The 20,500-nt window shown below is 68.9% G+C and carries 18 protein-coding genes; 4 read left to right on the top strand and 14 right to left on the bottom strand.

The features are described 5' to 3' along the window. From DKM19_RS13495 to DKM19_RS13455, 9 genes are read right to left on the bottom strand one after another with little or no spacing between them, the layout of a single operon-like run. The gene (locus tag DKM19_RS13495) at nucleotides 1-1,188 is read right to left on the bottom strand and encodes a CaiB/BaiF CoA-transferase family protein (RefSeq protein ID WP_110695985.1); all 1,188 of its coding nucleotides are present in this window, start codon (nucleotides 1,186-1,188) and stop codon (nucleotides 1-3) included. Continuing rightward, on the bottom strand, nucleotides 1,185-2,444 hold the full coding sequence (locus tag DKM19_RS13490; protein ID WP_110695984.1) for a methylaspartate ammonia-lyase: 1,260 nt from the start codon (nucleotides 2,442-2,444) through the stop codon (nucleotides 1,185-1,187). The genes DKM19_RS13495 and DKM19_RS13490 overlap by 4 nt, the downstream gene beginning before the upstream one ends. After that, entirely contained in the window at nucleotides 2,441-3,265 is an 825-nt protein-coding gene (locus tag DKM19_RS13485; protein ID WP_110695983.1) for a M55 family metallopeptidase, read from the bottom strand. Before DKM19_RS13485 ends, DKM19_RS13490 begins: the two co-directional genes overlap by 4 nt. After that, nucleotides 3,262-4,209 (bottom strand): N(4)-(beta-N-acetylglucosaminyl)-L-asparaginase, encoded by a 948-nt coding sequence (locus DKM19_RS13480; protein WP_110695982.1) that lies wholly within the window; start codon nucleotides 4,207-4,209, stop codon nucleotides 3,262-3,264. Before DKM19_RS13480 ends, DKM19_RS13485 begins: the two co-directional genes overlap by 4 nt. After that, nucleotides 4,206-5,258, bottom strand: coding sequence for an oligopeptide/dipeptide ABC transporter ATP-binding protein (locus tag DKM19_RS13475; RefSeq protein WP_110695981.1), 1,053 nt, complete (start codon nucleotides 5,256-5,258; stop codon nucleotides 4,206-4,208). Before DKM19_RS13475 ends, DKM19_RS13480 begins: the two co-directional genes overlap by 4 nt. Beyond that, nucleotides 5,258-6,289 (bottom strand): ABC transporter ATP-binding protein, encoded by a 1,032-nt coding sequence (locus DKM19_RS13470; RefSeq protein ID WP_204358781.1) that lies wholly within the window; start codon nucleotides 6,287-6,289, stop codon nucleotides 5,258-5,260. Before DKM19_RS13470 ends, DKM19_RS13475 begins: the two co-directional genes overlap by 1 nt. Beyond that, nucleotides 6,286-7,143: an ABC transporter permease gene (locus tag DKM19_RS13465; RefSeq protein ID WP_204358780.1), complete on the bottom strand. Its 858-nt coding sequence runs from the start codon at nucleotides 7,141-7,143 to the stop codon at nucleotides 6,286-6,288. Before DKM19_RS13465 ends, DKM19_RS13470 begins: the two co-directional genes overlap by 4 nt. Before the next feature lie 5 nt (nucleotides 7,144-7,148). Beyond that, nucleotides 7,149-8,090 (bottom strand): ABC transporter permease, encoded by a 942-nt coding sequence (locus DKM19_RS13460; protein WP_110695979.1) that lies wholly within the window; start codon nucleotides 8,088-8,090, stop codon nucleotides 7,149-7,151. Between the two features lie 40 nt (nucleotides 8,091-8,130). Next, complete coding sequence (locus tag DKM19_RS13455) at nucleotides 8,131-9,771, bottom strand: ABC transporter substrate-binding protein (protein ID WP_162641464.1); 1,641 nt, start codon at nucleotides 9,769-9,771, stop codon at nucleotides 8,131-8,133. Between the two features lie 266 nt (nucleotides 9,772-10,037). Between DKM19_RS13455 and DKM19_RS13450 the strand changes: the two genes are divergently transcribed. From DKM19_RS13450 to DKM19_RS13435, 4 genes are all read left to right on the top strand, one after another. After that, complete coding sequence (locus tag DKM19_RS13450; protein ID WP_110695977.1) at nucleotides 10,038-12,182, top strand: amidase family protein; 2,145 nt, start codon at nucleotides 10,038-10,040, stop codon at nucleotides 12,180-12,182. Between the two features lie 96 nt (nucleotides 12,183-12,278). Then, nucleotides 12,279-13,322: an alcohol dehydrogenase catalytic domain-containing protein gene (locus DKM19_RS13445; RefSeq protein WP_110695976.1), complete on the top strand. Its 1,044-nt coding sequence runs from the start codon at nucleotides 12,279-12,281 to the stop codon at nucleotides 13,320-13,322. Between the two features lie 111 nt (nucleotides 13,323-13,433). Then, entirely contained in the window at nucleotides 13,434-14,300 is an 867-nt protein-coding gene (locus tag DKM19_RS13440) for a CoA ester lyase (RefSeq protein WP_204358779.1), read from the top strand. Further along, nucleotides 14,300-15,466, top strand: a complete 1,167-nt coding sequence (locus tag DKM19_RS13435; RefSeq protein WP_110695975.1) for a CaiB/BaiF CoA-transferase family protein — start codon at nucleotides 14,300-14,302, stop codon at nucleotides 15,464-15,466. Before DKM19_RS13440 ends, DKM19_RS13435 begins: the two co-directional genes overlap by 1 nt. Nucleotides 15,467-15,673: 207 nt before the next feature. Here DKM19_RS13435 and DKM19_RS51620 read toward each other — a convergent pair whose 3' ends face one another. The 5 genes from DKM19_RS51620 to DKM19_RS13415 all read right to left on the bottom strand — a co-directional run bounded on the left by DKM19_RS51620 (nucleotide 15,674) and on the right by DKM19_RS13415 (nucleotide 20,455). Beyond that, nucleotides 15,674-16,264 (bottom strand): hypothetical protein, encoded by a 591-nt coding sequence (locus tag DKM19_RS51620; RefSeq protein WP_239514236.1) that lies wholly within the window; start codon nucleotides 16,262-16,264, stop codon nucleotides 15,674-15,676. Then, the gene (locus DKM19_RS51615; RefSeq protein WP_239514235.1) at nucleotides 16,261-17,121 is read right to left on the bottom strand and encodes an ATP-binding protein; all 861 of its coding nucleotides are present in this window, start codon (nucleotides 17,119-17,121) and stop codon (nucleotides 16,261-16,263) included. Before DKM19_RS51615 ends, DKM19_RS51620 begins: the two co-directional genes overlap by 4 nt. A gap of 118 nt (nucleotides 17,122-17,239) precedes the next feature. Next, nucleotides 17,240-17,992 carry a 1-acyl-sn-glycerol-3-phosphate acyltransferase gene (locus tag DKM19_RS13425; RefSeq protein ID WP_110695974.1) on the bottom strand — a complete coding sequence of 251 codons (753 nt, stop codon included), beginning with the start codon at nucleotides 17,990-17,992 and terminating at the stop codon, nucleotides 17,240-17,242. Between the two features lie 52 nt (nucleotides 17,993-18,044). Next, nucleotides 18,045-19,685 carry a thiamine pyrophosphate-binding protein gene (locus tag DKM19_RS13420; protein ID WP_110695973.1) on the bottom strand — a complete coding sequence of 547 codons (1,641 nt, stop codon included), beginning with the start codon at nucleotides 19,683-19,685 and terminating at the stop codon, nucleotides 18,045-18,047. Next, a complete protein-coding gene (locus tag DKM19_RS13415; RefSeq protein ID WP_089206019.1) occupies nucleotides 19,682-20,455 on the bottom strand; it encodes a cyclase family protein in 774 nt (257 codons plus the stop codon). The genes DKM19_RS13420 and DKM19_RS13415 overlap by 4 nt, the downstream gene beginning before the upstream one ends. Nucleotides 20,456-20,500: the final 45 nt, after the last annotated feature.

Raw genomic sequence — 20,500 nt, 5'->3', positions numbered from 1 at the left:
TCAGCCCTCCCCCTCGCGCAGCTGTTTGATGCGCTCCGCGTCGTAACCGAGCACCTCGGTGAGGACGTAGTCGGCGTCCTCGTCGCGTCGGGGGCCGCGTCTGTATCGGCGCTCGTCCGAACCCACCCGCAGCGGGCTCGCCACCTGCCGCACGGTTCCGAAATAGGGATGTTCGGTCTCGACGACCATGCCCCGGGCGATCGTGTGCGGGTCCCGCAGGGCCTGCGCCACGGTGTTCACGGGCCCGCACGGCACCCCGGCCGCGCGGAGAAGGCCCAGCCAGTGCTCGCTCGTGCCGGAGGCGAACACCGCCTCCAACTCGGCCAGCAGGGTCGCGGCGTTCTCCCTGCGAGCGGCGAAGTCACGATATCGGGGGTCGTCCGGCCACTCCGGATGCCCGAGCGTCTCGGCGAGCCGCCGGAAGAACTTCTCCTTCGGGCAGGCCACCACCAGCCAGCCGTCCCCCGTGGGGAACGCCTGGAAGGGGACGAGCGACGGGTGAGCCGAGTGACGGGTCCGCTTGGGCTCGAAGTCGCCGTTGAGCTGCCAGGCGGCCGGATAGGTCAGCATCGAGATCGCCGTGTCGAACAGGCTGATGTCGCAGTCGGCGCCGACACCGTCGCGCCGCGCGGCGTGCAGTGCGGCCAGGATCGACGCCGCCGCCACCAGCCCGCCCGAATAGTCCACCAGCGAGAGGCCGGATTTCGTGGGCGGTCCACCGGGCTCGCCGGTGATGTCCATCCAGCCGGCCATGCCCTGCAGCACGTAGTCGTATCCGGGCTCCGCGCTGCGCGGCCCCGTCATCCCGAAGCCGCTGAGCGAGCTGCACACGATCGCGGGGTTGAGGTGTTTGAGGTCGTCGTAGCGGATCTTCAGCTTGGCCGGGACGTCCCCCCGCAGGTTCGAGTGCACCACGTCGCTGACCCTCACCAGGTCCTCGAACACGGCACGGCCCGCCGGGGTGGAGATGTCGAGGCCGAGGCTCCGCTTGTTGCGGTTGAACGTCTCGAAGAACAGGCTGTCCTCGCCGTGCTGTTCGGGAACCACGTAACGCCCGACGTCCCCGCCGGTCGAGGGGTCCTCGATCTTGATGACCTCGGCGCCGAGGTCCGCCAGGTGCACGCTGCCGAACGGCCCGGCTCCGTACTGCTCGATCGCGATGATCCGGACATCCGACAACGGCGTCACGGCAGCACCATCTCCCCGGGCCGGCGCGCCGCCACGATCGCCGCCACCCGCGCCATCTCGTTCCCCACGATCATCAGTCCTTCGTCCACTCCCATTCCGGGCTTGGCGAGCACCTGCCCGGCCGCGCACGCCATGGCCACGTTGGCGCTGACCTGCGCCGAGCGGTCCGTCTCGTTACATGTTCCCCCGCAGTACGCGACGAGACCCCGGTCGCGGACCAGCAGCAGCGCCTCGATGATGTTGTTGACCCCACCGAGGTCCGGCGTCTTGACGTGGATCACGTCGGCGGCGCCCCGGTCGACGAACATCTCGATGTCCTCAAGGGTGTTGCACCACTCGTCGACGGCGATCTTCACCCGCGAGCCCGTCCGACGGAGGGCGGCCCGCAGGCGCACGTAGGTCTCGATCTGGGCCTCCCGGCCCCCGGCGTCGATCGGATGCTCAACGACCAGCTCGTACGGGCCGGCGATCTCTCCGAGACGGGCGAGGTAACCGGCGACCGCGTCGACGTCACCGCCGAAGACCAGCCCCACGGTGCCGTAGGTGTCGAAATGCAGCCTGGGGACGTACGCGCTGCCGGGGCGCAGCTGCCCGATCCTGGCCACCAGCCACCGCAGGTAGTCCTCGAGAAGCTCTCCCCGCTCTCCCAGCTTGGCCTCGTTGTTGAACAGGCCGTGCGGCAGCACGTCCACCTGTTTGAGGATCATCTTCTCCGCGTTGCCGTACCGGTCGTCGCCGGTCTGCGCGAACATCGGCACCGGCTTGAGGTCCACCCCGGTCGAGTATTCGTCCCGTACGACCTCGGCCATCGTGAGCCGCCTGCTCTGCGCGACCGCGTCGAGCACCGCCTGGGTCACGCCGTACCGGATGGCCGTGTGCAGCCGGCCGGAGGCGCCGTGGCAGGCGTCCACCCGCCCGGCCAGCTCGCGGAACGAGCCGAGCTCGGCGCCGACCAGCAACGGCGTCAGGTATTCCTCGACGTCCCGGCGGGCCGCCTCCGCGCTGAAGAGCGGGTCGCGGCCACCGGCGCCGCTGTACTGCACGGCGGCGCAGTCACCGTGGGCGACCGAGCCGTCCTCGAGCAGCAGCATCACCGACAGCGCCTCACCGGCCTGCCGGATCGCGGAGAAGCCCGGCGTGATCGGGGTGCCCGAGTAGGCGAAGCCGTCGTGTTCGGCACCGGCCCTGATGGCCGCCTGGTCGTCGGCGAAGAATCCGGTGCGGACCGGCTGGGTGAGGACTTCGACGATTTTCATTCGACAAGGCCCCGGCACAGCAGGACGACGGTGATGAACGTCTGATAGATCCGCAGCGGATCGTCGCCGGTGATGCTCGCCGAAAGGTCACCGGTCCGCTCGACCCCGGCGATCCTGCACGCCAGCTCGCAGTAGTCGCTGCTGCGGAAGGAGATGCCCAGGGTGGCGGGGAGGCTGACAGCCGTCTGCCTCGCGGTGGAGAGGTCCTCGACGGCGGACCGGGCCTGCTCCCGGATCAGGTCCCTGGCCGCCGCCGGGTGCAACGATTCCGCGGAGAACCGGGAGACAGACCTCTTCACGACCGCGGCCTTGATGCCCGGGCAGAACCGCTCGGTCTCCTCGGCGGTCGTCGCGTCGCCGGTGACCAGCACGATCGGCACCTGGTAGGCGGCGGACACCAGGGAGTTGATGCCGGCCTCGCCCGCGACGACGCCGTTGACGGTGACCTCGGCGAACGCGAGCGGGAAGTAGGTGTGCGACAGAACCGAACCCTTGCTGCCCATCGAGCCGTGATAGGACACCAGGAAGATCGCGTCGAAGCTCGCGTCGAGCCCCTGCATCATGTACATCGGCTTGTACCGGCCGGACAGATAACCGGCCCGCCCGGCGAGCGCGTCCGGCTTCAGGTTGGCCATCTTCGAATGCGCGTCGTTGACCAGGAACTCGGTGGCGCCGGCCTGCATCGCGCCTTCGATGGCGGCGTTGATCTCACCGGTCAGCAGCTCGGTGTAATAGGGATACTGCGAACCCCCGATGACGCACTGGTCCCAGTCCACGACGCCGGCGGTGCCCTCCATGTCGGAGGAGATGTAGATCTTCACAGCATGCTCCTCGGGTGGAACTCGGGCTCGGTCGAGGACTCGGTCATCACCACGTAGACGGAACCGGTCTGACCCGCCGCCGCGCCGTGCCGTCCGTCCGGGGTGAGGGCCAGGCAGCGCAGTTCGGCGCGGTATTCGTCCGGCAGGGTCGCCGCGTCGGTCAGCATCGCCAGGCACGCCTCGGCGGGATCGAGCCCGCGTGCCAGGTCGGCGACGATGCCGCGGGCTCCGAGGGCTCGCATGCTCAGCTCCCCGCGGCCGGTGCAGGCCGCGCCTCCGTACCGCCCGTCGGCGTAGTTTCCGGCGCCGGGCAGCGCCGAGTCCCCCACCCTTCCCGGATACTTCCAGGGATAGCCGCTGGTGGACACGCCCACGACCAGTTCGCCCGAGGCGTCCAGCGCCAGGATGTTGATGGTCCCCCACGGCCCGTCATGCGGGGCGAAGTGGTTGACCAGGTCCAGCGCGGTCTTCCTGTACAGCTCGTCACCGGCCTGGGCCGCGGTCCGCTCGCCCTCGACGGACTCGTCCGACGGTTGCAGAGCCGCCAGGAACAGCTTCCTGGACTCCTCCGTCAGGAGTTCCGCCCGTTCGAAACCGTTCTCCTCGGCGAACAACTCGGCTCCCGGGCCGACGAGCAGGTTGTGCTGCGGCAGGCGTTCCAGCACGGCCCGTGCGATCGAGATGGGATTGGGAAAACCCTTCACCGCTCCCACCCCGCCGAAGGCCCTGCTCGAACCGATCATCAACGACGCGTCGAGCTCCACCACGCCCTGCGCGTTCGGCAGTCCGCCGGTCCCGACGTAGTGGTCGTCCAGGTTGTCCTCACACCGTCGTAACCCGGCCTCGACGGCGTCCAGGGCGGAACCCCCGCGGGCGAGAATCTCCATCGCCGCGGGAAGACCCGCCTCGCTACGCTCGCTGCCGATGACGATGGCGCCGCTCACGCGACCACTCCTTTGCGTTCGGCCACGTGGACGCAGGCGGCCGACCGGCCGCTGTCACGTGGATCGACTATCAGGGACGGCTCGACGGCGCACGCGGCGACGACGGCCGGACAACGGTCCGCGTAGCGGCACGGGCTGGTTCCGCCGCGTGCCGCCGACCCGATGATCTCCGCCAGCATCGGGTTCTCGCCGGCCGCTTCGACGCCGCTCTCGGCGGCGGCCACCGCATCCGGCTCGACGGCGTCGCCTGCTCCGGCGAGTCTCGGGACCGAGCCGATGAGCAGCTTGGTGTACGGATGGACGGGGTCGTCGAAAAGGGTCTCGGTCTCACCGGTCTCGACGATGCGGCCCCGGTACATCACCGCGGTCCGATCGCTGATCTGCCGCACGACCGCCATGTTATGCGAGACGAAGATGACCGACAGGTGGAGCCTCTCCTGGAGATCGGTGAGCAGGTTGATGATGTTGGCCTGCACCGAGACGTCGAGCGCCGACACCGGTTCGTCGGCGATCAGCACCGTCGGCTCGAGCGCCAGCGCGCGGGCGATGCCCACCCGCTGGCGCTGCCCGCCGGAGAACTGCCGCGGCCGCTGCTTCAGGGCCCGCTCGGGCAGGCCGACCAGGTCCATCAGCTCCCGGTTGCGCTCGCCCACCTTGTTCCGCGGGACCAGTTTGTGGAACCGGAGCAACTCCGACAGCGTCTGCTCGACGGTCATCCGGGGGTTCAGCGAGCTGAACGGGTCCTGGAACACCATCTGGATGGCGAGCCGCTGGGCCCGTGTCCGCTTCTCCTGCACGAGTTCGCCGTCGTAGCTGATCGTGCCGGCGGTGGGACGGTAGAGACCGACGATGGAGCGCGCCAGCGTGGACTTGCCACAGCCCGACTCGCCGACCAGCCCGAGCGTCTCCCCCTTGTGCAGGACGAGGTCCACGCCGTCGACGGCGCGGTTCACCACCGGCTTCTTGCCGAAGAGCCGGTCGGTGACCGACACGGGAGGGACGAAGTGCCGGGCCAGGCCTTCGACTGAGAGGATCTCGTTTCCCGCCATCACTGCTGACCCACCGTTTCCTCCGAGACCATCGCGGTCCAATGCTCCGCGGTGTCGACGCGCAGGCAGGCGCTCTTGCGGATCACCGTACCGGGCGCCGATCCGACGGGTTCCAGCATCGGTTCCTCCTGGCGGCAGCGCTCTTCCGCGAACGGGCACCGGGCGGCGAAGGAACATCCGACGAGGGCGTCGGTGAGGTCGGGCGGTTGCCCGTGGATGGTCAGCAGCCGGGCGACACGACGGCCCGGATCGGGCACCGACCGCAGCAACGAGAACGTGTACGGGTGCTTGGGCTCGGTGATCAGGTCGAGCAGGGTGCCCGACTCCACGACCTTGCCGGCATACATGACGTAGAGCCGCGAACAGGTCTGGCTGACCACCGCGAGATCATGACTCACCAGCAGAAGCCCGACGTTCTCATCCTGTTTGAGCCGGCGCAGCACGCCGAGGACCTGAGCCTGGATCGTCACGTCGAGCGCGGTGGTCGGCTCGTCGGCGAGGATCAGCCGCGGCTTGGTCGACAGCGCGATCGCGATGCAGATTCGCTGGCGCATCCCGCCGGACAGCTCGTGGGGATACAGCTGGTAACGGCGCTCGGGATCAAGAATGCCGACCTCCTTCATGAGGTCGATCGCGATGGCCTTCGCCTCGCTGCGCGACTTGCCCAGCTTGCGCAGGGGCGCCTCGGCGATCTGGTCGCCGACGCGCATGACCGGATTCAGCGCCGTCAGGGCGTCCTGGAAAACCATGCCCATCGTGTCGGTCAGCCGGCGGTGCAACTGCTTGGCCGGCAACCCGGTGACGTCCTCGCCGTCGATGAGCACGGTTCCGGAGACGATCCTGGCCGGGCGCGGCAGCAGTCCGAGCAGCGCGCGCAGCGTCAGGCTCTTGCCCGAGCCCGACTCGCCGACCAGCCCGACCGACTCCGCGACGCCGACCGAGAGCGACACCCCGCGGACCGCGTGCAACCGTCCATGCGGCATCGGGATGTCCACGTGCAGGTCGCGGACCTCTAGCAATGGCGCCGTCATTTGTTCGCCTTCTCCACGATGCCGTCCGCGATCAGCGCCAGTGCCAGGCCGGTCAGAACGACCGCCAGGCCGGGAATCGTGGACATGTACCACTTATCCAAGATGAACTGCTGGCCTTCCTGGATCATCGTTCCCCAGTCGGGAGTGGGGGGCGGCACCCCGAGACCGAGGAAGCCTAGGGTCACGATCGCCAGCAGGGTCAGCACGATGTCGCTCATCGAGAAGACGAACGCCTGCAGGACGACGTTGGGCAGCAGGTGCCGCAGCAGGATCCGCCACGTCGGCAGGCCACTGGCCCTGGCCGCCATCGCGTACTCCTGCTCTTTGGCGATCAGCACCTGGCCGCGCACGATGCGGCAGTACGCCACCCAGCCGACAAGCGTGATCGCCGTGTAGATGCTCGTCGTACCGGGGCCCATCGCGAACACCAGCGCGATCACCAGCACCAGGAAGGGGAAAGCGATCACCATGTCGACGATGCGGCTGATGACGGCGTCGACCCATCCGCCGAACCATCCCGCGATCAGACCGAGCAGGCTGCCGATCACGAACGGTGAGATGACCGCCAGCACGCCGACCTTGAGGTCGACGCGCGCGCCGTAGAGCAGCCTGGAGAACACGTCGCGCCCGAACGCGTCGGTGCCGAGAAGGTGATCCTTCGCGCCGGGTGGGAGGAACGCGTCCGTGAGGTTCTGCTGGATCGGGTCGTAGCTTGTCAGCAGGGGCGCGCAGACCGCGCACAGCACGATGAGGGCGAACAGCGTCAGCCCCGCCACCAGGGGAACGTTCCAGCGCCCGCGTCTGCGCCGGGGTGTGCCGGTGACCGCCGGCAGAGCCGGACCGACACTCGTCACGGCGCTCATGTGAGCTTGACCCGGGGGTCGAGAGCGGCGTGCGTCACGTCGGTCAGCAGGTTCACGACCACGACCATGATCGCGAAAGTAAGCGTGATTCCCTGCACCGTGGGGAAATCCCTTCCGAGAATGGAATTGATCATCTGCTGCCCGATGCCGGGCAGCGAGAAGACCCGTTCGACCACGAGCGTCGACCCGGTGAGATAGGCGATGTTCACGCCGAGCACCGTGACCGACGAGACCGCGGCGTTACGCAGGGCATGACCGAGCACCACCCGTGAGGTGCTGATCCCCTTGGAACGCGCCGTCACGATGTAGTCGCTGCTCAACACGTCGATCATGCTGGCCCGCAGGCTGCGGATCAGGATCGGCGAGAGGGTCAGGGCGATCGTGATACCCGGCAGCACGATCCCGCGCAGATGGTCGGCGATGCTGACCCCGTATCCGGCGACCGGGAACCAGCCCAGTTTCAGCCCGAAGACCAGGATCAGCATGATGCCGAGCCAGAACGCCGGCAGCCCCAGTCCCACGACCGGCACCGCACGGATGATGTTGTCGGCGATCCCGTTGCGCCGTGCCGCGGCCAGGACGGCCAGCGGCACGGCGATCAGGAGCGTGAAGACGGTGCCCGCCACCAGCAGCCAGATCGTCACCGGCAGGCTGACCTTGATCAGATCCACGGTCGGGCTGTTGTACACGTAGGAGTAACCGAGGTTGCCCTGCAGCAGGTGGCCGAGAAACGTCAGGTACTGCTTCCACACCGGCTCGGTGAGCCCCAGCTGGGTGCGCAGTTCGTTGATCGCGGCCGGGGTGGCGTGCGACCCGAGCAACGTGGCCGCCGGATCCCCTGGTATCAGGCGGATGAGGAAGAACACGATGAACGAGATCCCCAGTAACACGGGGATCAGGGACACCAGCCGTTTGAGAATGTAGACCAGATACTTCATCGACTCTGCCGTTCCATGGGTTCGGTCGTCGTCCTCCGGATCAGAGCGAGACGTCTTCCATGTGGTAGGAGCCGGTGGGCAGGACCTTGAAGCCCTTCACGCTGCTGCTGCTCGCGTACGGGAACGGCGTGTAGAACAGGAACGCCATGAACGCGGACTCGGCGGCCTTCACCTGGAGCTCGCTGTACAGCTCCTGGCGCTTGGTCTTGTCGAACTCCTGCTGCGCCTTGTGCACCAGCTCGATGATCGCCTTGTCGTCGAACCCGGTGTTGAAGGAGTGCCCGCCCGTCGTCGGGTCGAGCGCGAACTGCGCCAGCTCGTCGGGGTCGGCGAGGTCCATCGTCCAGTACGAGTGCGCGATCTCGTACTGCAGCTTGCCGGTCAGGTCGTGCTGCGCGCTCGGGTCCACGTTCTGGATGTCCATGGTGATGCCGAGCTCTTTCAGGGACGCCTGCAGGATCTGCGCGATCGACGCGTCCACCGCGTCGCCGGACATGGCCAGCCAGGTGGTCTTGAAGCCCTGCGGCACGCTCGACTGGGCCAGCTCCGCCTTGGCCTTGGCCATGTCGTACGTCAGGCCCGGCGAGTCCTTGTCGTAGTACGGCGCGGACGGCATCATGAACGAGTTCGCCACGGTGCCGTTGCCGAACAGGACGCTCTTGACCAGCGCCTCCCGGTCGATGGCGTAGGAGATGGCGCGGCGCACGTGGATGTCGTCGTACGGCTTCTTGGTGTTGTTCATCATGATGTAGTCCGTCCTGGTGGACGGGAACAGGTCGACCTTCAGGTTCGGCGTGCTCTTGAGCTGGGTGAGGCTGGAGAACGGCGGAGCCTCGTTGATGTGCGCCTGCCCACCCTGCAGCTGGATCGCGCGGGCGTTGCTGTCCGCGACCACCTTCCAGGTGACCGAGTCCAGGTACGGCTTGCCCGCCTGCCAGTAGGACGGGTTCTTCTTCAGGGTGAGGGAGCTGCCCTTCTGCCAGGTGCCCCACATGAACGGGCCGGTCGCGATCGGGGCGGCGTAGAACTCGTCCTTGGTCTTGCCCGCGTAGTCCTTGGGGATGATGCCGTTGTTCGGACAGCTCAGGTCGGCCAGCAGCGGCGCCCACGGGTACTTGGTGGTCACCACGACGGTGTAGTCGTCCGGCGTGGTGATCTCCTTGATCGCGGAGTTGATGAACTCCCAGCCGCCCTTGGTCTTGCTCGACTCGTCGATGGAGAACTTCACGTCGGCCGAGGTCATCGGCTGGCCGTTGTGGAACTTCACGTCTTTCCTGAGCTTCAGCGTGCAGGAGAGGTTGTCCGCCGACATCTCGTAGCTCTCCGCGAGCCAGGGCTTCACTCCCTGGCCGTCGTCCGTCATGGCCACCAGCGGCTCGTACATCTGGTTGTAGGTCCAGATCGAGCCGTTGCTGAACACCGTCGTCTTGTCCATGTTCACGGCATCGTGGTCGCGGACGATGACGAGGTCGCCCCCCTTCTTGGCCGCCCCACCCGAGGCGGAGGAGGACTGCGTGGAGGTCGCGTCGGCGCCGCAGGCGGCCAGCAGCGGCGCGGCGGAGAAGGCTCCCACGCCGAGGGCGCTCAGCTGGAGCAGCCGACGCCTGCTGATCGCGGGGACCCTGAGGCCGTCGGGGATGTTGGAGGCCGGGTTCAACGCGTCATGGCTCTGATCAGACATGCCTATCCTTATGGGTTTCGCGGTCGTGCTCTGTAGGTCAGACGGTTCGGAGAGGCCCGAGGGGATCCGCTCAGAAGCGCGGATCGGTCCGGCTGTGACGCATTCGAGCATCGCTACGTTTCGCAAAGGTTACGTGCAGATAAGCTGTCATACGTAAGGTCGCCGTCCCGAGTTCACCAGCAGATGCAGACTAGAGCATTCAAATCGGTTCAGGTAGTGTCCGACGGCAAAGCTACCCAAGCGCTACCAAACCAGGCGGATCTCCCATGCAATTGACCATCATCGGTGCGGGCGCGATCGGCGGAACGATCGGCGCGCATCTGATCCGCGCCGGACACGACGTGCTGTTCTGCGACGCCGACCCGGCGCACGTCGAGGCGATCAACCGAGAAGGACTGACCATCGAGGGGCCGGTCGAGAACTTCACCGTCTCCGCGCGGGCGGTCACACCCGAGGATCTGCCGGACCGCCTGGACCGTGTCGCGATCGCCGTCAAGAGCCATCACACCGCCCAGGCCGCCGAACTCGTCCGCGATCGGCTGGCCCCCGACGGCTACCTGGTCAGCTTCCAGAACGGCCTGACCGCCGACACGCTCTCGGCCGCGGTCGGCGCCCATCGCCTCCTCGTGAGCTTCGTGAACTTCGGCGCGGACGTGCTGGCCCCCGGGCGCATCATGCAGGGCAACATCGGCACGTTCCGTGTCGGCGAGTCGACCGGCAGTGAGATCACACCGCGAGTGCGCGAACTCGTCGAGGCCCTCCCCTACGCCGTGGCCACCGACAACATCATGGGATTCCTCTGGGGCAAAGAGGCCTACGGCGCGATGCTCTACGCCGGTGCGGTCTCCGACCTGTCGATCGCCGACTCCCTGGAGGCGCCGGAGTGGCGTCCTCTCATGCTCGGCATCGCCAGGGAGGTGCTGGCACAGTCGCCGGTGAAGCCGGAGGGATTCGACGGATTCGAACCCGACGACCTCGAGGGCTCGCTCGCCCGGCTGGTCACCTTCAACCGGAACAGCGCCAAGTCCCACAGCGGCATCTACCGCGACCTCATGGTCCGCAAGCGCAAGACCGAGGTCGACGACCTGCTCAACGATCTCGCAGGCCCGCTGACGACGTACACGGGCGAGCTCATCAAGGCGATCGAACGGGGTGAGCGCACCTGCGAGGTGGCCAACCTCGAACTGCTCGCCGCCTACGAGCGATCCGAACGACTCGGCCGCCCGCTGAACGCCGTGGTCACGCTGTTCCACGCACCCCTGCGCGCGCCCGACGGACCGCTGCACGGTGTGCAGATCGCGGTCAAGGACCTGATCGACATCGCCGGCCACCCGCGCGGCAACGGCAATCCCCATGCGATGCAGGCCGAACCGGCCACGGCCGACGCTCCGATCATCACGACGCTGCGCGCCGCCGGGGCGGACGTCTTCGCGGCCACCTCGCTGCTCGAGTACGCGGCCGGCGCGACCCACCCGGACGTGCCCGAGGCGATGAACCCCTACAACCCCAAGCGGACCGCCGGCGGGTCCAGCGGCGGCTCGGCCGCCCTGGTCGGCGTCGGCGCCTGCGCGGTCGCCCTGGGTACGGACACCGGCGGCTCGATCCGGCTCCCGGCGCACTACTGCGCCACCGTCGGCTTCAAGCCGAGCTACGGCGCGCTGCCCCTGGACGGTGTCGAGGCGCTCGCGCCGACGCTTGATCACGTGGGCCTGCTCGCCCGCGACGTCCAGGTCACGACCGAGGTCTTCTCGGCTCTGACGGGCGCCGCGCCGGAAACCGCGAGCCGTACGGCGTTGCGGATCGGTGTCATCCCCGGTCAGCTCGAACGCGCCGAGGTCGAGCCGGACGTGGCGGCCGCGGTGCGCGACGCGATCGGCGTTCTGCGCGACGCCGGCTGTTCGATCATCGAGGTCGACGGCTCCGCCTTCGACGCGCTGGAGGAGACGTTCTCCGACATCCTGCTGTTCGAGGCCTGGCAGGTCCACGGCGAGCGGGCGACGGCCGATCCCGGCCACTACGGCCCGGAGACCCTGCGGCTGGTGCGTTCCGCCTCCGAGGTGAGCGAGGCCGACTACCGCAAGGCCCTTGCCGCACGGGAGCGGCTGCTGCCCGCCGCGGCCGAGGTCTACGCCGGGATCGACGTCCTGCTGACTCCCGCCGCGCCCTTCGTCGCGCCGGCCACCACGCCTCCGGTCGACACCCCGGAGGGCGCCGCGGAGGGACTGTTCACCGGCATCCAGAACCTCACCGGAGCGCCGGCGCTGGTGCTGCCCTGCGGCTGGAGCGCGGACGGCCTTCCGATCGGGCTTCAGCTGTCGTCCCCCCTCGGCACCGACATGGGACTGCTCGCCGCGGCCCGGTATGTGGAGTCGACGCTGAACGTCGAGGCCCGCACCCCCGCCGTGCACTGACCCCGCACCCCTCACGCCGGCCCACACCCCGCCTCGCACCCCCCACCTCACTCCCCCCGAACGACCCGAACCACCTGAACGAAGGCGATCTTCTCCATGCGTGCCGCTCTCTACCTGTCCGCCGGAAACGTCATCGTCGACGACGTGCCTGACGCCTCCCTGTCCCAGCCCACCGATGCCGTGGTGCGGGTTCTCCGTTCCTGCGTCTGCGGTTCGGACCTCTGGTCCTACCGCGGGGTCATCAACCGCGCGGAGCGATCCCGGCTGGGTCACGAGTTCATCGGCCTCGTCGAGGAGGTCGGCAGCGAGGTCGGCACCCTCCGTGTCGGCGATCTCGTCGTCGCGCCGTTCATGTGGTCCGACAACACCTGCCCGGCCTGCGTGGACGGGATCCAGAGCTCATGTGACAACGGCGGCACCTTCGGCGCACCGGGCACCGACGGCGGCCAGGGCGAAGCCGTGCGGGTTCCCCAGGCCGACGGCACCCTCGTGGCCGTACCGGGTGGCATGAGCGGCGTCGACGAGTCGCTGTACGCCGCACTTCTGTCCGCCTCCGACGTAATGGCCACCGGGCTGCACGGAGCCGTTCTGGCCGGCGTCACCGAGGGTTCGACGGTGGCCGTCATCGGCGACGGGGCGGTCGGACTGTGCGCGGTGCTGGGGGCGAAGGCCATCCTCGGCGCCGAGCGGATCTTCCTGATGAGCCGGCACGAGGACCGCGCCGCGATCGGCAGGTCCTTCGGAGCGACGGACGTCATCGCCGAGCGAGGCGACGAGGGCATCGCGGCCGTCCGCGAAAGGACCGGCGGCCTGGGCGTACGCCACGTGGTGGAGGCGGTCGGCACCCCGGAGTCCTGGGCGATGGCGGTCGGCATGGCCCGCGAGGGAGGCTCGATCGGCGCGGTCGGCATCCCCCACACGGCGCCGGAGCTGCCGTTGTTCCAGCCGCTCATCCACCACCTGAGCCTGAATCTCGGAATCGCACCCGTACGCCGTTACCTCCCCGACCTGGTCTCGCGGATCACCGCCGGGACGCTCGACCCCGGCTCTGTCTTCGACGCCGAGCTTCCGCTCGCCGACGTGGCTCAGGGTTATGCCGCGATGGCGGCCCGGGAGTCGATCAAAGTCATGCTCAAATGAATGATCGGTCGTATTCGGACTGATTCGTATTCGGACTGATCAAGGCCGGCCCGGGAGCCGCCCGGCTTCGCGCCGAGGCACCGCACCGATCACAACCGGAGAGGAGTCCCCGTGGTGGGACCGAACGGGGAAGGGCAGGCGGTGGACGTGCCCGGAGCTCGCTCCTGGCTTTTCGTCCCCGGTGACCGCGGCGACCGGTTCGCCAAGGCTGCCGCGAGCGGCGCCGACGTCGTGGTCTGCGATCTGGAGGACGCCGTCGCCGTGGACGCCAAGGAGCCGGCCCGCGCCGAGGTCGCGCGCTGGCTCGGCGCGGGCGGGGTCGCGTGCGTGCGGATCAACGCCCGGGGCACGCCGTTCCACGACGCCGACGTCTCCGCGCTGTCCGGGATGCGGGGCCTGCGTGCCGTCATGCTGCCCAAGGCCGAGGACCCGCGGGCCCTGGGTGAGCTGAGCGACGCCCTGGGCCCGGACACGGTGGTGGTCGCGCTGGTCGAGACGGCGCTGGGCCTGCACCGCGCGTATGACCTGGCCTCGGCGCCCGGCGTGGTTCGCCTGGCCTTCGGCTCGATCGACTTCGCTCTCGACCTCGGTGCCGAGGAGACCCCGACCTCGATGCTGTTCGCGCGGTCCTCCCTGGTGGTGGCATCGCGCGCGGCGCGCGTGGCCGCCCCGATCGACGGTGTCACCGTCGCCCTGGACGACCTTTCCGTCGTCGCGGCGGACGCGGCCACCGCGGCGAGTCTGGGCTTCGGCGGCAAGCTCTGCGTCCACCCGCGCCAGGTGAGCGCCGTCAACGCCGCGTTCAGCCCCGGCGAGGAGGAGGTGCGCCGCGCCCGGCGGATCCTTGACAGCGTCACCGACGGCGGCGCGGGACGGCTGGACGGGCAGATGATCGACCGGCCGGTCGTGGAGCGCGCCCGGCTGGTCCTGCGACGGGCCGGTGTCGAACCCACCCCTGACGACCGGAGGAGGTCCTGATGCTCCCGTTGGAGGGCATCACCGTCATCGCGCTGGAACAGGCCGTGGCGGCCCCGTTCGCCACCCGCCAGCTGGCCGACCTCGGTGCACGCGTGATCAAGATCGAGCGTGCGGGCGGCGGGGACTTCGCCCGTGGCTACGACGAGACGGTCAAGGGCATGTCGAGCTACTTCGTATGGCTCAACCGGGGCAAGGAGAGCATCACCCTCGACATCAAGGACCCCGAGGACCGCGCGGTCCTCGACGCGATGCTCGCGCGGGCGGACGTGTTCGTGCAGAACCTCGTGCCGGGGGCGGTGAAGCGGCTGGGCCTGGACGAGGAGACCCTGCGCGCCAAGCATCCACGGCTGATCACCTGCTCGATCTCCGGCTACGGCTCGGAGGGCCCCTACCGCAGCAAGAAGGCCTACGACCTGCTTATCCAGTGCGAGACCGGCGTGCTGTCCGTGACCGGCACGCCCGAGTCGCCCGCCAAGGCCGGCATCTCCATCGCGGACATCTCCGCCGGCATGTACGCCTACAGCGGTGTGCTGACCGCGCTGTACGAGCGCGAGCGCACCGGCGCCGGCACCGGTTTCGAGGTGGCGATGCTCGACGCGCTCGGCGAGTGGGCAAGCCAGCCGTACTTCTACGCCGGCTACGGCGGCACGCCTCCGCCCCGCACCGGCGCCCGCCACGCCTCCATCTCCCCCTACGGGCCGTACCGGGCCGGGGACGGGGCCCAGGTGTTCATCGGCGTGCAGAACGAGCGCGAGTGGGCGGCGCTCTGCGCCGACGTCCTGGGCCGGCCGGACCTGGCCCTGGACCCCCGCTTCGTCCGCAACTCCAGCCGCGTGGAGAACGACGCCGAGCTGCGGGTGATGCTCCAGGAGGCCCTGTCCGGCCTGACCGCCCAGCAGGTCGTCGAGCGCCTCGACGGGGTGGGCATCGCCAACGCTCGCATGCGCACCATGCACGAGTTCGCCGAGCACCCGCAGTTGGAGGCACGCGACCGGTGGCGCGAGGTGGACTCTCCCGTCGGCCCCCTCCGCTCCCTGCTGCCCCCGGTCACCGTGACGGGACGGGAGGCGGCCATGGGCGCGATCCCGGCGGTCGGCCAGCATAGCGACGCCCTCCGCGCCGAGTTCGCCCCCGGGGTGAGCGGCCCCGTGAAGAACCAGGCATGACATCGAGCGCGGCCACCACGCGGCACGGACGGCCTGCGGTGGTTCCCTGGCTCCGTCGGAAACGACGGTGGTGTAACGGCAGACGACGTCGAGCCTGACCGAGCTCGCGGAGGTCGGAAGACTCGGCTATCCGAATGACGCTCTCGAACAATCCGCGAGGAAACGATGGCATCCGGCTCTCCACTTCGAGGCCGGGTGCCATCCGTTTCAGCTGTACAGATCTTTGAGCCCGACCAGCTCGACCTCTCCGCGCTGTCCCGCCTGATCGAGTTCCTCAGTGAAACCCGCCCCCGAATAGCACACCAGACGGGTCTGGGAGCTGTCGTATCTGTCGTTCCGGTCGATGATGTCGCGAATGCGCCTCAGTCGTTCGAGGTGCTTCATTTCCATGACCTCGCCCCATTTGGCCTCACCGATCGCGAGTAGCGGAGGCTTGCCATCGTCGGCATGTCCGACTGCCGCGATGTCCACTTGATGGGTGGTCCGGTTCTCTGGGTCATTGACGGTCCCGGCGGTCACCTGAGAGGGCCAGTCACCGAACCGATCTTCCGCGAAATGCAACGTCCAGTCACGACACAACCGCTCGAAGTGGGGTCCTAGCACGTTCACAGTGAATCGCTGCTTGGCCCGCTGCCAGATCCGGTCGGTGGCACCGGCACGCATGAGCTGTGACCAGAAGGGACGCATCATCGCGTGGTAGAAGGTGAGCAGGGGCTCCTTGATGCGGAAATCGGTGCGGTTGCCACGGAAGGCGTCCGTCTCGCGCGCGATGAGCCCGGCATCCTCCAAGACCGTCAACGGGTGAGACAGTTCGTTGCTCTTGCGACCCACGTATCCGGCGATCCCGCCACGCCCGCTGTTGCCCTCGGCGATGGCGCTGAGAACCGAGTGGTAGAGAAGAGAGCACCGTCCCGCAGAGCGGGCTCCTCCGCGAGGAGATACCTCGCCTCAAGGAACATCGGGCTGCCGGGAGACAGGATGGCCCGGACGACCCAGGCGTCGAAGTCGTCGAGATCCCGGGGCGCGTCATAACGGATCATCTCGGTGCGGTAGGCGGGGGTGCCACCGACAACGGAGTGCAGGAGCAGCGCAAGCCGGGGATCGCTCAACTCCCAGAACCGCGCGGCGAGCCGGTAGTCGAGGGTGTCCACCGACAGGTCCAGCGACGCGCGTCCGCGTAACGGCGCGTTGCCGGAAAGGAGTCCTCCCATGAAAGACATGGCCGAACCACAGAGGAGCAGCCGGGTTCGCGAGCTTGTACGTTCGGCCCTGCGCGGGGCATAGGCGCCCTGGATGATCGAGGGAAGAGCGGGGTTGGCGCGGGCCAGATACGGAAACTCGTCGATCACGACAGGAACCGGGCGATCCCGGCCCATTCGCAACAGGACATCGAGCACCATGGACCAGTTCGACGGCGTGAATGGAATCACGGGATCGAGATGCCGAGTCAGCGCCTCCCCAATGAGCGCCAGCGATTCCGTATCGGTCGCCTCCTGCGACGAGAAGTAGAACCCGCCCATTTCCTGGCACAGCGCCTCCAGCAGGAAGCTCTTGCCTTGACGGCGGCGGCCGGAGACGACGCCGAGTGTGGCCCCCGGCTGCTCATCGGCTGCGAACCTCACCAACGCCGACCACTCACGGTCGCGGTCGAACATGTCAGATGGCTTCCGCATCAGTCTCCCCCAAGAGTTATACAGTTATCAGAACCGCATAACTCTCGGCTGTGGACTTCCCGGAGAATCGCGATCCACGACTGCGCCGCGTTGCCGGTGCCTACGGCGTGTGCCGGGCCTCCCTGGCCTTCGCCTCGGCTTCGTCCATCTCGGCGGCCTCCTCCGGCGTGGGGGCGGTGCCGCCGAGGTGGCGGGGCTGCCACCAGGCGCCCGGGGGAATCTCCGGGTAGCTCCGCTGGGCCTGGTCCAGCATCGCGGCCATGCGCTCGCGCAGGTCGGCGCTGACGGCGTCGTAGTCGTCGCCGCGCTGGGGGTGCATGGGCTCGCCGAGCAGGATGGTGATCGGCACGTGCCGCTGGAGCAGCTTCTTGGGATGTCCCTTGGTCCACAGCCGCTGGGTGCCCCAGAGGGCCATCGGGATCATCGGCACCTTCGCGCCGACGGCCATCCGGACCGCGCCGTTCTTGATCTCCTTGATCGTGAAGGACCGGCTGATCGTGGCCTCCGCGAACACGCCCACGATCTCGCCGCCCCTGAGCGATTTCAACGCCGCCCCGAACGCCGCGGCGCCCGCCGCGCGGTCCACCGGAATGTGGTGCATGCCACGCATCAGCGGACCGGAGATCTTGTGGTCGAAGACCTCCTTCTTCGCCATGAAGCGCACCAGGCGCTTGGTCGGCAGCGTGGACAGGCCCGCGAAGATGAAGTCCAGGTAGCTGATGTGGTTGCTGACCAGCACAGCTCCACCGGTCCGCGGGATATGCTCCGCGCCCTCAATACGGATCTTGAGGTCCAGGGCGCGGAACAGGGTCCGCGCAGCCCCGATGACCGGGGGGTACACGATCTCAGCCATGGCTGAACCGTACCTCAGCCGCCCGGCAGGTCATGACCGGTGCCCGGTCATCTCAGTGCCCTCGGAAGGCCTCCTCCAGCCACCATGAGCCGTGTGCGGCGCTGACCTTGGCGTGGACCAGCAACGGCCGGTCCCGAGGCCCCTTCACCCACCCGGCCACCGCAGCCAGATCCGCTCGATCCCGTACGGTCACCGCCTCGCAGCCGAATCCCCGGGCGATGGCGGCGATGTCCGCGGGCGGGAAGGTGACGGTGTCCAGGGAGTGCCCGTCCGGGCCGAAGTGGTGCACCTCGGCGCCGTAGCCCTCGTCGTCGTAGACCACGATCACCATCGGGAGGCCGAGCCGTACGACCGTCTCCAGCTCGGCGACGCCCATCAGCGCGCCGCCGTCGCCGAGCGCGGCCACCGGAAGCCGGTCCGGCTGGGCCACGGCGGCGCCGATCGCGGTGGCCAGGCCGAGGCCGATCGACTGGAAGCCCTGGGTGAAGCAGAAACCGAACTCGTCGGGGACGTCGAGGAACATCGCCGGATATCCCATGAAATTTCCGGAGTCGATGGAGACGACGCGTTCCGCGGGGAGCAGGTCGTCCAGCGCGATCGTCAGCGTCCGGGGGTCGATCCGGCCGTCCCCGCCCTCGTCGGCGTAGGGCACGTCCCGCCAGCGGTTCTCCCCGGCGATCCGCCCGGCCAGTGCCGCCGACCGGTATCCGACGCCGTCACGGCCACCCCCGTCGAGCAGGTCCGCGACGGCCCGCGCGGTGAGCGCGACGTCGCCGACCACCCCGAGGTGGACGGGCCGGTGGGCACCGAGGGCATCGGGGTCCAGGTCGACCTGGACGACCTTGGCGTCCGGGCCGATCAGCGCGCCCTGACGCATGGTCCACATGTTGAGCGCGCAGCCCCAGCCCACGATCACGTCGGCGTCGCGGATGAGCTCGGCGGTGAGGGGTGAGGCGAAGCCACCGCTCACGTCCAGGTCCCACGGGCTGCCCCGGAAGAGGCCCCTGGCCACGGCGGAGGTGGCGAGCAGCGCCCCGGTCAGCTCGGCGAGCCTTTCGAGCTCCCGCCGGGCCGCACGGCCCCCTCGCCCGGCCACGAACACCGGCCTCCGCGCCGCCGCGAGGAGCTCCGCCAGCTCCTCGACGGCCTTCGCCTCCGGCCTGCTCTCCACCGGCAGGGAGCCGAGGAGGTCGCCGTCCAGCGCGTCCGGGACGGTCTGGCCCTGCACCTCCAGCGGAAGGTTGAGCAGAACCGTGCGCCGCTCGTCGCGGGCGACGCGGAACGCCTCGGCCGTGTCGGCCACGGCGGTCCCCGCGGAGGCGATCCGCAGCGGGACGGCGCCGACCGCCGTGGCCAGGGCGGCCTGGTCGACGAAGAAGTTGGACCGCGGCGCGGTCACCTCTCCGGCCAGCACGATGAGCGGCGTGCGGCTCTTGGCGGCCTCCGTGATGCCGGTCATCGCGTTGGTGAGGCCCGGTCCCTGATGGACGCTGAGCACACCGACGTGGCCGCTGAGGCGCGCGTAGGCGTCGGCCATGGTCGCCGCGCCTCCCTCGTGGCGCGCGGCGACGTATCGGACGCCGTGCTCGATCAACGCGTTGGTCACGTGGAAGTTGCCGCTGCCCACCACCCCGAAGGCAGTGTCCACGCCGAGGGAGGCGAGGACCCGGCCCACGGCCTCGGCGACGTTCACCTCTCGACCAGTGCCAGCACCCGCACCGGGCTGCCCGAGCCGCCGACGATGGGCAGCGGCGGGGCGACGATCACCGCGCCGGTGACCGGGAGCCGGTCGAGGTTGCGGAGCTGGGTCAGGCCGTACTTCCCCGCGCCGAGCAGGAACGAGTGGCACGGGAAGGGCGGGTCGAAACCGTGCGCGGTGCCCGCGTCGGTGCCCACGGTCTCCACGCCCAGCCCGGCGATCGAGGTCTCCTCGGCCAGCCATCTGGCGCACTCCACCGAGATGCCGGGCGTGTGCGGGCCCGTCTCGTTCGCGTTCAGGAAACGCTCCTGGTCGTGGGAGTGGACGTCCCAGCCGGTGCGATAGAGCAGCCACCCGCCCTCGGGAAGCGGCCCGTTGGCCTGCTCCCAGGCCTTGACGTGCTCGATCTCCAGCAGGAAGTCGGGGTCCTCGGCCGACTCGGCGGAGAAGTCGAGCACCACGGCCGAGGCGATCAGCCGGTCCACCGGCACCTGCGAGATGTCCTCGCCGTCCTTGGCGGTGACCCAGTGGACCGGCGCGTCGAAGTGGGTGCCGGTGTGCTCACCGGTCGAGATGTCGTTCCAGTACCAGGCCGGACCGCGGTCGTCGTAGCGGCTGATCTCCTTCAGGGTGAAGGGGACGGTGTTGCCGAACGGCTCGGGCAACTGCAGGATCGGCGTCTCCGACGACAGCGGCGCCGTAAGGTCGATCACCTCGATCCCACCGTTTCGGATGCTCTCCACCAAGCTCTGCAAAACCGACATGACGCCTCCAGCATTGGAAAAGATCTGGCCAGATCCTCCTACACC

This window comes from Streptosporangium sp. 'caverna', from assembly GCF_003203775.1.
Lineage (GTDB): Bacteria > Actinomycetota > Actinomycetes > Streptosporangiales > Streptosporangiaceae > Streptosporangium > Streptosporangium subroseum.
The sequence above is the reverse complement of the archived record's forward strand: the minus strand, read 5'-3'. Positions and strand labels throughout refer to the sequence as shown.